This window comes from Aeribacillus sp. FSL k6-2211 (assembly GCF_037966125.1).
GTDB classification, from domain to species: Bacteria; Bacillota; Bacilli; order Bacillales; family Aeribacillaceae; genus Aeribacillus; species Aeribacillus composti.
The window spans coordinates 1,410,831-1,424,710 of record NZ_CP150190.1; the positions used below are offsets into that span (position 1 = coordinate 1,410,831).

Sequence of the window (13,880 nt, forward strand, 5' to 3'; positions counted from 1 at the left end):
GAAAAGGGCTGACAATGGGTGGAACACCAAATGGACTCAAACAGTTTTTATTACAGGGTCGAACCACCATTAAAGAGAACGTCTTTCAAAACTGTTTGCGTTCATATCCATTATGGGAAGGAATGATGGATTTTCATGCATGGGTGGGGAGTAAAATTACTCATGGATGTTTTTATTTTAAATTTAACAATAAGAGAGTATTAAGTTTTGTGTCAGCCACAGCCTTGAAAGCTGTGGGATTCTGAAATGAGGAGATTAATCAATTATTATTGGGAGAATAGTACCGACAAGATGATAGCAGAATTTTCTGTTATCAATAAAAGAGGGTTTTGTATGTACACAAAAGAACCGGGCGTTGATTTTTTAACGCTCGGTTTTTCATATAAGGATAAAAATAACATCTGACCTTATAAATGACAAGAAGGCGAACACCGTCTTTTTTACTGAAACATATGAAATAGTAAAAATCAATTCCTATTTTTTAAATTCCATCTCACTTCTACTTTAAAAGGGTGCAAAAAGCTCTTTTTTATTCTTCTTTCCATCCGAAAACGGCGGAAATTTCTTTTCCTTTTATAAGCAAATATTCGCTTAGCTCATGTTCGATAGTGTCTGGAATCGATTTTTCAAAGCCGACAACAATAATAGACCCTAAAATTTCCCGCTCAAAATTAAAAATCGGAATGGCGGCAGAAGCGATGCTTGGCGCTAAAGCTTCCTGCGCAAACGATATTTTTTGATCGGCAATAAGCTGAAACTCTGTCATTAGCTCGTCTTTCGCCTGTTTGCTTAGCTTTGACAACTCCGATTCCTTCCAAACGTTTACACTTGGATCGTTTTTAAATGCCGCAAAAAGTTTTCCGGCTGCCGAGGAGATCGGAAGGATTGTTCCGACCTGTCCGCCTAAGTTAAGCCCTAAATGACTATGGATCATTTTGACGATCATTGGGCCGTTTGTTGTCCATACGGCAAGGAGAGTCGTTTCTTTCGATTTGGCATTAATTTCATGCAAAAATGGCGTGATTTTGCCGATGAGGTCCTCTTGATTGACAGCTGCCATTCCATATTGAATGAGCGTGCTCCCTAAAGAGTATAAGCCGCTTCCTTTATCCCGATGAAGGACACCGAGATTCGTAAGGGTATTTAAATATTTATATAAATTGCTTTTTGCTATATTAGTATAATGATGAATGTCGTTAAATTTCATCGGACTGCCGTTTTTGGCAATCAGGTCAATAATTGAGAATCCTACAAGCAAAGACTGAATTTGTGCATGTTTTTTATTTTCTGTCATTGCTAAAACCATCCTTCAACTGATAGGCATACTTCATCTTATTTTACCACTTCAACAAAATTTTTTCTATATTTTCAAAAAACTACTAAGACTTTGTCAATGAAAATATAAACTAGCAATAGATGAAGTGTGAAAGGATAAAAAATTTGTCCGGGATGCGAGAAAAATCCTCTCAAAAAAGTCTGAAGAGAAAAATGAAGTTCCTCGCCATTTGCTTAATGATGGCAAACTGTTTTTTTATTGCATCAATTTAAGAAATTTCATTTTCGGACTGCTCTCAGTATATTCTTTATTCCTTTTACTCATCCTGCATTCCCTTTAAAAAAGAATAAGTAGATTGGAAAATTATTATCAAATGAAAATACGAGGAAAGGTTACTTATAAAGCATTCCATTACATGAAATGATATCCAAAAAGTTTATCTTCCAATTGAGATTTTATGCTATACTGAAGAAGTCTAAAAAATTTTTGAAAGTTTTGATAAGTAATTGACATCCGGCTGAACAAGCAGTACATTTTATTTATATATAATTAAACCTATTATTTTAGTAGGTTTAATTTTGCGAATATATAAGTTTAGAATTGAAGGGAGAAATAAACTATGTCAAACGAAAGAAAACTTCAGCCCGAAACGCTAGCTGTGCATGCAGGACAGGTGCCTGATCCGACGACTTTGTCGAGAGCTGTTCCGATCTACCAAACGACTTCGTATGTATTTGAAGACAGTCAGCATGGGGCAGATTTATTCAGTTTAAAGAAAGAAGGAAATATTTACACAAGGATCATGAATCCAACGACTGATGTATTTGAAAAGCGTGTAGCTGCGCTTGAAGGCGGAATTGGGGCGCTGGCGCTTTCATCTGGACAAGCTGCTGTTTTTTATTCGATTTTGAATATTGCTGGAAGCGGCGATGAAATTGTTTCTTCATTTAGCTTATATGGCGGAACCTATAATTTGTTCACACATACTTTGCCGAAGTTTGGCATCACGGTAAAATTTGCCGATACGACGGATCCGCAAAATCTTGAAGCAGCGATTACTGAAAAAACAAAAGCAATATTTGCCGAGACGATCGGAAACCCAAGAGGGGATGTGCTTGATATTGAAGCGGTGGCAGCAATCGCTCATAAACATTCAATTCCGCTTATCGTTGACAATACAATTCCAAGCCCTTACTTGCTCCGTCCGATTGAATTCGGCGCAGATATAGTTGTTCATTCGGCTACGAAATTTATTGGAGGACACGGAAATTCAATCGGAGGCGTCATTGTCGACAGCGGCAAGTTTGATTGGAAAGGAAGCGGCAAATTCCCTGAGTTCACCGAGCCGGACCCAAGCTATCATGGTCTCATTTATGCTGATGACATTGGTGAAGCTGCTTATATTACGAAAGCGCGCATTCAGCTGTTGAGAGACCTTGGAGCTTCACTTTCTCCATTCAATTCATTTTTATTCTTGCAAGGGCTTGAAACGCTTCATTTGCGAATGCAGCGCCACAGTGAAAATGCGCTTGCAGTTGCGAATTATTTACTTGAGCATGAAGCGGTCGAATCTGTCAGCTATCCAGGCTTGAAAAATCACCCTTCATTCGAACTTGCACAAAAATATTTGCCGAAAGGTCAGGGAGCCATTTTGACATTCGAAATTAAAGGCGGCGTTGATGCAGGAAGAAAACTGATCGATTCGGTTCAATTATTTTCAAACCTTGCCAACATCGGCGATTCGAAATCGTTGATTATTCATCCTGCCAGCACGACTCATCAGCAATTAACGAGCGAAGAGCAGCTGGCAACAGGTGTTACACCTGGTCTTGTCCGGTTATCAGTCGGTACGGAATCGGTTGATGACATTATTTACGATCTGGAACAAGCGATTCGAGCAAGCCAAGCTTAAGATCGTATCGCCAGTTAAAAATTTTGCAGGGATTGCGGCATAAGCCCACTTCACACTGAAAAGCAGCAGGCAACCTTCAGCTGCTTTCATATCGAAAGAAGTAGAGGAAAACGACTGTTTTTCTCTACTTTTATTTGTGCGCCCGGCATGGGTGTAATCTATAGGGTGAAAGTCCCGAGCTGCGAAGGCAGAAGTAGCAGTTAGCTTAACGCAAGGGTGTCCGTGGTGACGCGGAATCTGAAGGAAGCGAGCGGCAAACTTCCGGTCTGAGGAACACGAACTTCATATGAGGCTAGGTATCACTGGGTGAGTTTGCAAGACAAAACAAAGCCCTTTCTGCCGAAGGTGATACAGAGTAAATGAAGCAGATGGATGGAAGGAAAGATTACACTCTTACCCGGGGAGGTCTGGCTGGCACGCCAAGTAACCTTGGTAACCTATCTAGTGATAGATAGCTGAACAGTCAGAAGTCAGCAGAGGTCATAGTATTAGTTGGTCTAGAACAACTAAGAAGGACCGAACAATTAAGAGAGAATAGCCCTTGGCATTCAGTGAGTCATGATGAACACAGAAAACGTAGTACCTCACTTGAGGGAGGAAGCGGTGAATCCCGTGGGAGATCTCTTGGAGGGTGGAGTGACCACTGGCATAAAGAGAACAGCTATTCACGGAAGTTATAAAGACTTGCGTCAATTATCTTAATTGAACCGCCGTATACGGAACCGTACGTACGGTGGTGTGAGAGGACGGGAGTTAATCGCTCCCTCCTACTCGATTATGGACTTATGGACATACTCTGCATATTACCGTTTCCCGAAACCAGCGCTCATAGCAGTATGAAACTAGAAAGAAAACTGCCGCGGTTTAGCTGTCGTCAAAACCACCCTCGCTGTAAAATTCTCTCGTTTCATTTATAGGTAAAAATGATACATATGTTGATTTTAGGGGGGTGTCTAATAAGTCGATTTTCCGGCCTTATAGACGCCCCCTTTAATGTTTTAGAAACGTTGATATATCGATGTTTATGATTTTTTGTTTTTAATGGGGATTTGATTTTCTGGACACCACCGTTTTAATTTTAATTTCCAGAAAATAAATAACATTTTAATTTTTTTCGTTGACAGAACCTGTTGTTTTTATTAATATTTTGTTAAATAAACGATAGTAAAAAAAACGTAATATAACAGAGAGGTGACACCGGTGTCCGACAAATATGTGGTGCATTGTTCCTTTTGCGATTCTACAAATGTTAAGAAAATAGCTGTTTTCGGCACTGCTCAGCTCGTTTCTCAATATTACTGCAACCAATGTAAAAGCGTTTTTGAATTTATAAGATGGCAAAATGATTTGAACAAAGGGGTGTAGTCTGTTTGACGATCCAAACGGTTGGAGTTGTAGGAAGCGGAACGATGGGCTCTGGCATTGCCCAAACGTGTGTGCAGCATGGATTTCGTGTATTGCTTTATGATTTAAATGATGCGATCGTTCAGAAAGCATTTACTCAAATTAAAAAACGCCTTAACAGATTAGTAGAAAAGGGAAAAATGGAGGAACAAACGTTTCAAGATTCAATATCACGAATTGAGACTTGCACCGATTTATCGCTGATGAAAGCGTGTGATCTTGTGATTGAAGCAGTTCCGGAAAAAATCAATATTAAAAAAGAAATTTTCCAAGCGCTGGATGAACATTGTCCAGAACAAACCATTTTAACCACCAACACATCATCGTTTTCTGTCACTGAAATTGCAAGCGTTACCAAAACAGGGGAAAGAGTGGCAGGTCTTCATTTTTTTAATCCGGTTCCGCTAATGCCTTTAGTAGAAGTCGTAAGAGGGGTGAAAACATCTGAGGACACGTTGAAAAAGCTTGCACAATTTGTCTCTTCTCTTCATAAAGATCCGGTTGTTTGCGAAGACACACCGGGATTTATTGTAAACAGAATTGCCCGTCCTTTTTACAATGAAGCATTGAAAATTGCAGGTGAACGTTTGGCGAAGCCCGAACAGATTGACAGGATCATGAAAAAGGCTGGACGTTTTAAAATGGGTCCTTTTGAACTGCAAGATTTAATTGGTATTGATGTGAATTTTTCCACAACGGAAACCGTCTACAATAGTTTTTTCGGAGAGGAAAGATTTCGTCCGCATTATTTGCAGCAGCGCATGGTTCAGTCAGGTAAGCTTGGCAGAAAGGCCGGTGAAGGATATTATCGCTATGAAAACTAAATCATTCACTGTAAAAGTAGCTGGAGAAGGCTCTTTAGCCGATTCGATCATAGCGCAATTGCGCGAAACAGGCCATCAGCTCGAAGATCAATCGGCTGTTCATTCAAATTTTGATATTGTGATCGAAACGACAAATCTCGACATCGACCAAAAGAAAAAACTGTTGGTCGAAATCGAAAAAACATTGCCAAAGGAAACGGTCATTTTGTCTACATGTCTTGGTGTAACAGCAACAGAAACCGCTTCTTGGCTCCAACATCCTGAACGATTAGTCGGATTTGCCGCATTTTTCCCTTGGGAAGATTGTGAACTTGTCGAACTTGCACCGGCTTTGCAAACCGAAAAAGAAAATGTTGAGAAAGCTAAGCAGTTTTTTGAAGAAGTTGGAAAAGAGGTCGAAGTAGTGGAAGACGGCGTAGGATTAGTATTTCCTAGAATTTTATCATTAATTATTAATGAAGCTGCTTTTGCTTTAACAGAAGGTGTTGCAAGTGCAGAGGACATAGACAAAGCAATGATGAAAGGAACGAATTACCCGATGGGCCCCCTTCGCTGGGCGGATCATATCGGTATTGATGATGTTTATGCTGTTTTAGCCGGACTGTTTAAAGAAACAGGGGAGGACCGCTACCGGCCTGCTCCATTTATCAAAAAGATGGTGTATGCCAAATGGTTCGGAAAGAAAACGGGAAGAGGCTTTTATCAATATGATTAAAAATTCCGGTTGATGATGGTAACTTCGGGAAAAGTTCAAAATGAATCAAAATGCCTGAAAAAACGGTCAAAATGGGGGTAAGAAAATGAAAGAAGCTGTGATTGTTGATGCTGTCCGAACCCCGATCGGCAGGTTCAACGGGGCATTAAGAGAGGTCCGCCCGGACGATTTGGCAGCTCACGTCGTAAGAGAGCTGCTCAAGCGAAATCCGATTGATCCTTCCGATGTGGAGGATGTAATTTTTGGCTGCGCTAATCAAGCCGGAGAAGATAATCGCAATGTGGCAAGAATGGCCGTGCTTCTTGCGGGTTTGCCTGAAACGGTTCCAGGCGTGACCGTCAACCGTTTATGCGGATCGGGTCTGGAAGCAATTAATCAAGCAGCGCTGGCGATTCAAGGCGGATTGGGAGACGTCTATATTGCAGGCGGAACCGAAAGCATGACAAGAGCTCCATATGTCATGATGAAGCCGCAGCTTTCTGGAATGAGGGACACGCCAACATTTTATGATACAACTCTCGGCTGGCGGCTTGTCAATGATAAATTAGCGGAAATGTATCCGCCGATCAGTCTTGGCGAGACGGCTGAAAATGTAGCTGCGCGCTATCAAATTTCGAGGCAGGAGCAAGATGAATTTGCGTTGGAAAGCCATAAAAAAGCCGGAAAAGCGATACAAGAAGGGCGTTTTCAAGATGAAATTGTTCCGGTGACAATAACAGGGAAAAAAGGGGAAGAAACGATAGTAGATGCAGATGAGCATCCGAGGCCTGATACGACTTTGGAAAAGCTGAATAAATTAAAGCCTGCTTTTGTTCAAGACGGAACAGTGACCGCTGGAAATTCCTCTGGAATCAATGACGGCGCTTCCGCACTTTTAATCATGGAGAGATCGATAGCAGAAAGACTTGGCTTTAAGCCGCTGGCACGGATTGTCGGCTCCGCTGTCGCTGGGGTGAATCCATCTTATATGGGGATTGGCCCGATTCCAGCAACGAAAAAAGTGCTGCAAAGAACTGGTTTATCTATCAGCCAACTGGATTTAATCGAGATTAATGAAGCATTCGCATCCCAATCCATTGCCTGCATTAAGGAGCTGGGATTTGATATGGAAAAGGTGAATGTCAACGGTGGAGCAATTGCTTTAGGTCATCCTCTCGGCTGCAGCGGGGCGAGAATTGTTACCACTCTCGTTCATGAAATGAAAAGAAGAGACGTTAGATATGGACTCGCGACGATGTGCATAGGCGTCGGGCAAGGAATCGCCACGATTGTCGAAAAAATATAGAAAGTCCTGCGGTAATATGTCAAGGTGAAAAATCATAGAAATTGGAAATTCCCTTGTCCGATGATCCGAAAAAAGGCAATACTGAAGAAACCCAGTATTGGTACATGTAATAAACTGGGTCTAAAGGTTGATATTGGTATACCAGATCGATCCTCTTATCGATCTTCCCCCTTTCTTGGCGTGTAGATTTGACCGTTGCGTAGCAGCGCATCGATCACACGCACGAGTTTTCTAGCGGTGAGGACGAGGGCTCGTTTATGTTGGTGTTTGGGCACTTCCTCATACTTCTTCCGGTAGTACGCACGAAACGTCGCATCATGCCGTTGCACCGAGTTGGCAGCCTCCACTAGGTAGTAACGGAGATAGCGATTGCCGGAACGAATGAGGGAGGTGTCCTCGGCTTGAAAACGGCCCGATTGGTGCTTGGACCATGTCAAGCCGGCATATTTTGCCAAGGCGGCCTGGTTGTGAAACCGCTCGATTTGCCCGATTTCGGCCAGGATGCCTGCGGTATAAACCGGTCCGATGCCTGGGATGGTTTGCAGTGTGTTCGGAATGCCTTCAAGATGGCGGGTAATGGCTTTATCGAGCTCTTTGAGCTGCGATTGCAGGCTGCGGATTGATTGAATCGACAGCCCTAACAGCAAGTCGATGGAATCCTCGACACACTTGGACAACCGATACGACGAACGGGCCGCCTTTTGAATCGACTTGGCGATGCATTCCGGATCGGCAAAGCGATTGCGCCCTTTTTGGCGCAGGAAGTCGGCCAACTGCTTGACATCCATTTGGCAGATGTCATCGAGGCTCCACGACTCAAGCAGCAGTTCGAGAATGGCATGTCCGAAGATCGAACTGTCCACCTCTTGGGTAAAGGAACTGCATTTGTAAAACAAGTGCTGGAGAAAATACTGTTTCTCACGGGTTAACTGGTGGACGAGATGATATCGCATGCGTGTCAGTCGCTGAAGCGCGAGAAACTGCTCCTTGAGGACAGCCGTCATCTTCAGACGGCCGAAGCGAAGCCGATCCGCAATGATCCAAGCATCGATGTCATCCGTTTTCTCCAAGTCGACATAGGCTTCTTTAAACTTGCGAATGAGCTTTGGATTGATCGTAAACACCTTGACGTTCCAAGCCTGCAAGGCCTCCTGCTGGTGGAAAAACATAGCTGGATGCCAACTGTAGACCGAGGTGGCTTCCATCCCGATCAGAATTTCGGTTGGCTTTCGCTTGTTAGCCCACAGGAGGATTTGATCCCGAAGGAAGGTGGCGCCCAGAAGATGATTATCCACTTTGAAGCGTGCGCACGTATTTCCTTCATGATCCATAATGCAGGTGGCTAAGTCGCGTGAGCTCACGTCGATCCCGACGTAGAGTTTCATGAGATCACCTCCTATTGTTGTAGGATCGAGGGGTAGGACTCTTCGGGATGCCCCCGGATCGCGCCTGTTGACCAGTCACCCTCGCATATGAGAACTCACGTTGGACCATGGGCTGCCCTGGAAGCTGCTCCTTCCAGCATGGGGAAAACCAACGGGAACAGCCTGCGGGTTAGACGTCCAAACAGGGGCCGAGGAGACAGACTTTACAAGTAGTCAAAGCTACAGGAGTGAGAAGAGTATCCCCGATGATCCTAAGACCATTATCCAGGAACATTGCGAAAAGTCCAACCCCGGTACGCTCAACCCTTTGTGGGAGGGGCGCGCCCCTCCCACAAAGGCAACCACCCAAGATATGCGATTGTCAAGGAGCGTATCGGACTGGAAATTCGATAAAAAAACTTTCTGAAACTTAGTATACGAGGAATGAAAAATATGAAAAAACACTATCAGCTTTTTATTAATGGACAATATGTAGACAGCTCAAACGGAGAAGTATTCGAAACGCATAATCCTGCAACCGGCGAAGTCATAGCAACGGTAGCCAAAGCAACAAAGAAGGATGTTGACAAAGCGGTGGAGGCAGCCCGTGCTGCATTTGAGTCGGGCAAATGGCCGAGAATGACGGCAGCGAAAAGAGCTCGCCTGTTAAACCGTATAGCGGAAATGATGAGAGAGCGATTTGAAGAATTGGTTCGCGTTGAAGTATTAAACAGCGGAAAGACCGTTGCTGCTGCCAAGGGTCAAATTATGCAGGCGATTGAAGATTTTGAATTTTATGCCGCTGCATGCTTAACTCTCCAAGGTGATGTCAATCAAGTTCCAAACGGCTTTTTTAACTATACTCTTAAAGAGCCGGTCGGGGTATGCGGTCAAATTATTCCTTGGAATTATCCGCTCATGATGGCCGCTTGGAAAGTGGCGCCTGCATTGGCTGCCGGCTGCACTGTTGTCTTGAAGCCTGCTAGCTACACTCCAATTACAGCCTATATGCTTGCGGAAATATGCCATGAAGCAGGTGTTCCGGCAGGAGTCCTGAACGTTATTACAGGCAGCGGGTCTGAAATCGGACCATATATGACGGAGCATCCTGGAATCGACAAAGTTGCGTTTACAGGCGAAACGGAAACCGGAAAGGACATTATGAAGCGCGCTTCTGAAACGTTAAAACGGGTAACTTTGGAATTAGGAGGAAAATCGCCGAACATCGTCTTTGACGATTGTGATCTGGAAGGAGCCGTAAACGGTTCGCTTTATGGAATTTTTTACAACACAGGACAATCTTGTGAAGCAAGATCCCGCTTGTTTGTTCATGAAAACATTTATGATGAATTTATGGAAAAATTTCTCGAAAAAGCTTCCCGTATACGAGTAGGAAATCCGTTTGATGAAGGCGTGCATATGGGGGCCGTCATTTCCAAAAGTCATCAGCAAACAATTGATCATTACGTGAAATTAGCGGTGGAAGAGGGCGGAAAAATTTTATACGGCGGCAAAATACCGGAAGGCGGAGAGTATGAAAAAGGGTATTGGTATTTGCCGACGGTTATCGGGGATGTCACAAATGATATGAGAGTTGCACAAGAGGAAATTTTTGGGCCTGTCGTAGTTGTTATGAAATTCAGCGACGAGCAAGATGTGATCCGACAAGCAAATGATTCCATTTTTGGATTAGGTTCGGCTATATGGACGAACGATCATGGAAAGGCACACCGTGTTGCGGCACAAATAAAGACAGGAATTGTTATGGTGAATTCGCCAATTTCTGCATTTCCTGGAACACCTTTTGGAGGCTATAAGCAATCGGGATTTGGCCGGGAGCTGGCATTGGAAACATTGAATTTGTACACGGAAACGAAAAGCGTCGTTTCTTATATCGGCAGCAAACCATTAAATCTCTTTGGACTCTAATTATATGTATAAAAAAAGATCGTTTAAAAAAATATAATTTCTATTGAATTATTAGAATATTTAGTATATTATGTTTATGAAACGATAAAATATTAAACGTATAAATAAAGGAGGAATTGCAATGTCAGATACAGTAGCAATAGAAAAGAAAAATTTAACGGTGGTCAAAAACAGCGGAGTGGCGGAAATCCATCTTCACATCAATAAAACGAATGCCTATGGGCTGGAGTTTTACCAAGAATTCAACGCAGCGATCGATGAGCTTCGCTTCGATCCAAACATAAAAGTGGTCGTGCTGATGAGTGATGTGCCGAAATTTTTCTCGGCAGGAGCGGATATCAATTTCTTAAAAGCAGCGGATCCGCGCTATAAAACACAGTTTTGCCTGTTCTGTAATGAAACGCTGGATAAAATCGCCCGTTCGCCGCAAGTATATATCGCCTGTTTGGAAGGGCATACAGTCGGCGGAGGATTGGAAATGGCGCTAGGCTGCGATCTGCGTTTTATGGGAGATGAAGCAGGAAAAATCGGCTTGCCGGAAGTATCGCTTGGGGTGCTGGCTGGAACGGGAGGAACGCAGCGGCTCGCGCGGTTGATCGGGTATTCGAGAGCGCTGGATATGAACATAACTGGGGAAACACTGACACCGCAGGAAGCGCTGGACATTGGTCTCGTCAACAAAGTGTTCCCGCAGGCGGAAACGAGAGAGCGGACGCTCGAGTATGCGAGAAAGATAGCTGAAAGCGCAAGCTATGCGGTTTCCAACATCAAGCTGTCGATCATGAACGGAAAGGAAATGCCATTGAACGTAGCCATCCGCTACGAAGGAGAGCTGCAAAACTTGTTGTTCCGCTCAGAGGATGCAAAAGAAGGATTAAGTGCATTTTTAGAAAAGAGAAAACCAAATTGGAAAGGGATATAAAAAAGAAGGACGAAGCATATCGGCCATAAACGGCCGGTATTTTTTCATCCAGAAAATAATGCGGAAATTTAAAGACAAGTCATATGCCTTCCTCAAGGAGGAGGCAGTTTTTTTTCTGATCGGCAGAGTCGATTTAAACAGCTTCAGACTTATAAAAAAATAGATTAAAAGGCTCCCTATCTTGAAGAAAAAACTTGTAAAAATGGAATTCCATCCAGCATAATAAAAATAAAAGCAAAATTCAGGAAAAAGACGGGTGTAAGAAAATGAAGCCAAGATCATTAATGTTTACACTATTCGGTGAGTACATTCAGCATTACAGCACAGAAGTTTGGATTGGCAGCTTAATTCAAATGATGTCCCATTTCGGCATTTCTGAATCTTCGATACGGGGAGCCACGTTAAGAATGGTTCAGCAAGGCTTTTTTAAAGTTCGCAAAATTGGCAATAAAAGCTATTATTCTCTTACAAATAAAGGGAAGAGAACGATGATGGACGGGTTTGCCCGCGTTTATTCAATGAGAAATTACAAATGGGATGGGAATTGGAGAATTTTGACCTATTCGGTCCCGGAAGAAAAAAGGGAGCTTCGCAATCAAATTCGAAAAGAGCTGAGCCTCATGGGATTCGGCTTGATTTCGCACGGTACGTGGGCAAGTCCAAACCCTATTGAAGATCGGGTGATGGAGTTTATAAAAGATTACCATCTCGAGCCGTATGTGATTTTATTTACTTCCAGTTCAGTAGTATCCCATGATAATCATGAGTTGATTCATAGAGGATGGAATTTTGACGAAATTGCCAAAGAGTATGAATCATTCATTGATCAATATCGGCAAAAGTATGATGATTTTAAGGAACGCATTTGGAATAATGAATTATCAGATCAAGAATGTTTTATTGAGAGAACGAAGCTTGTTCATGAATATCGCAGCTTTTTCTTTATCGACCCGGGGTTTCCGAACGACCTGCTGCCTGCTGACTGGAGCGGCTTAAAAGCTAGAGAGCTATTTTTCAATGTACATCAGCTTTTGTCTGTACCTGCTATTCGATATTTTGAAACTTTATTTGAAAAAGCTCCCGATTGTGAATTGGAAGCGAATCGGGACAGAGCGATCAACCCTTTTATGGACATTGTTTAAAATAAAAGCAAGTAGGTGCATAATGGTGGTCAATATTGAACAAATCGGGAAAAATATATATCGCATTCCGGTTCCAATCCCTTTTCCGATGAAATACATCTATTGTTATATGGTGCGCGATGCAGACGGATGGAGCCTTGTTGATGCAGGATTTCATAATACCGAAGCGATTGAAGCTTGGAAGCAAGTATTGAAACAAATGAATGTTCGTTATGAACAGATTCATTCGATTTATTTCACTCATTTTCATCCTGATCACTTCGGGTTGGCAGGGTGGATGCAGGAAAGAACAGGGGCAAAAGCTTATATAAGCAAAGAAGATTTTGCCATGGCGCAGCGTGTTTGGGGAAAAAACAGCAGCCAGGCGGAGCAAATTGGTGAAATGTGCAGAAAAAACGGTACACCGGAAGATCTTGCGGATGAAATTGAAGAAAGTATGAGAAGTTTGGCAAAGCATGTAACGTTTCCGGAATTGACGATTCTAGAGGATGACGAGGTCATTCTAGGCGAAAGAAAATGGGAAGTTATACCGACACCTGGTCACAGTGATGGACACATTTGCTTTTATCAAAGAGAAGAAAGACTGCTGCTTGCAGCCGATCATATTTTGGATAAAATTACTCCGAACATTAGCATATGGCCCGGTTCAAGCAAAAATCCGCTTGGAAACTACATATCTTCGCTTGAAAAAATACAGCAATTGAAGGTAGACCTGGCGCTTCCTGCCCATGGGGCATTGATCGAACGAGTTGACGACAGAATATCAGAAATCATCCAGCATCATCAAAAGCGCTTGGATCAAATATTTCGACTTGCGAAGGATGGCCGTACCGCCTATGACATTGCCCAAGATTTATTCCAGCACAAAAGCTTGAATTCGCATCAATGGCGGTTTGCGATCGCAGAAACTTTGTCGCACTTGGAGTATTTAGTTTTCACAGGGCAAATTAAAAAAGAGAATCGTAACGATATTGCCTTTTATAAACAAAATAAATAATGGATAAGTGCATAGCAAAAAGCTATGCGCTTTTTTTTGCGGTCGTAAAAACGGCAAGAACGAAAGAAAGGAGAAAAACCTTTTATTTTTTAAATTAACAAAAAAATTTG

Annotated in this window: 10 protein-coding genes; 8 read left to right on the forward strand and 2 right to left on the reverse strand. The window is 42.8% G+C overall.

Translation table 11 applies throughout. The features are described from left to right. Nucleotides 1-529: 529 nt before the first annotated feature. Nucleotides 530-1,294, reverse strand: a complete 765-nt coding sequence (locus NSU19_RS06925) for an IclR family transcriptional regulator (protein ID WP_094245469.1) — start codon at nt 1,292-1,294, stop codon at nt 530-532. A gap of 601 nt (nt 1,295-1,895) precedes the next feature. On the opposite strand from NSU19_RS06925, the gene NSU19_RS06930 reads away from it, so the two are divergent. The 4 genes from NSU19_RS06930 (at nt 1,896) to NSU19_RS06945 (ending at nt 7,416) form a co-directional block, all read left to right on the forward strand. Then, nucleotides 1,896-3,188 (forward strand): homocysteine synthase, encoded by a 1,293-nt coding sequence (locus NSU19_RS06930; protein ID WP_327873741.1) that lies wholly within the window; start codon nt 1,896-1,898, stop codon nt 3,186-3,188. Between the two features lie 1,370 nt (nt 3,189-4,558). Next, the gene (locus NSU19_RS06935) at nt 4,559-5,416 is read left to right on the forward strand and encodes a 3-hydroxyacyl-CoA dehydrogenase NAD-binding domain-containing protein (protein ID WP_339199464.1); all 858 of its coding nucleotides are present in this window, start codon (nt 4,559-4,561) and stop codon (nt 5,414-5,416) included. Beyond that, nucleotides 5,406-6,131, forward strand: a complete 726-nt coding sequence (locus tag NSU19_RS06940; RefSeq protein WP_066251107.1) for a 3-hydroxyacyl-CoA dehydrogenase family protein — start codon at nt 5,406-5,408, stop codon at nt 6,129-6,131. The genes NSU19_RS06935 and NSU19_RS06940 overlap by 11 nt, the downstream gene beginning before the upstream one ends. A gap of 85 nt (nt 6,132-6,216) precedes the next feature. Beyond that, entirely contained in the window at nt 6,217-7,416 is a 1,200-nt protein-coding gene (locus tag NSU19_RS06945; RefSeq protein WP_063389429.1) for a thiolase family protein, read from the forward strand. Between the two features lie 155 nt (nt 7,417-7,571). Here NSU19_RS06945 and NSU19_RS06950 read toward each other — a convergent pair whose 3' ends face one another. Further along, nucleotides 7,572-8,801 carry an IS110 family transposase gene (locus NSU19_RS06950; RefSeq protein WP_027725928.1) on the reverse strand — a complete coding sequence of 410 codons (1,230 nt, stop codon included), beginning with the start codon at nt 8,799-8,801 and terminating at the stop codon, nt 7,572-7,574. Between the two features lie 423 nt (nt 8,802-9,224). Here NSU19_RS06950 and NSU19_RS06955 point away from each other — a divergent pair, with 423 nt between their 5' ends. The 4 genes from NSU19_RS06955 to NSU19_RS06970 all read left to right on the forward strand — a co-directional run bounded on the left by NSU19_RS06955 (nt 9,225) and on the right by NSU19_RS06970 (nt 13,770). Then, on the forward strand, nt 9,225-10,709 hold the full coding sequence (locus tag NSU19_RS06955; RefSeq protein WP_339199467.1) for an aldehyde dehydrogenase family protein: 1,485 nt from the start codon (nt 9,225-9,227) through the stop codon (nt 10,707-10,709). Nucleotides 10,710-10,830: 121 nt separating this feature from the next. Further along, nucleotides 10,831-11,631: an enoyl-CoA hydratase/isomerase family protein gene (locus NSU19_RS06960; protein WP_339199470.1), complete on the forward strand. Its 801-nt coding sequence runs from the start codon at nt 10,831-10,833 to the stop codon at nt 11,629-11,631. Nucleotides 11,632-11,897: 266 nt separating this feature from the next. Beyond that, nucleotides 11,898-12,773, forward strand: coding sequence for a PaaX family transcriptional regulator C-terminal domain-containing protein (locus NSU19_RS06965; protein WP_066251023.1), 876 nt, complete (start codon nt 11,898-11,900; stop codon nt 12,771-12,773). Nucleotides 12,774-12,795: 22 nt separating this feature from the next. Beyond that, nucleotides 12,796-13,770, forward strand: coding sequence for an MBL fold metallo-hydrolase (locus NSU19_RS06970; protein WP_311067109.1), 975 nt, complete (start codon nt 12,796-12,798; stop codon nt 13,768-13,770). Nucleotides 13,771-13,880: the final 110 nt, after the last annotated feature.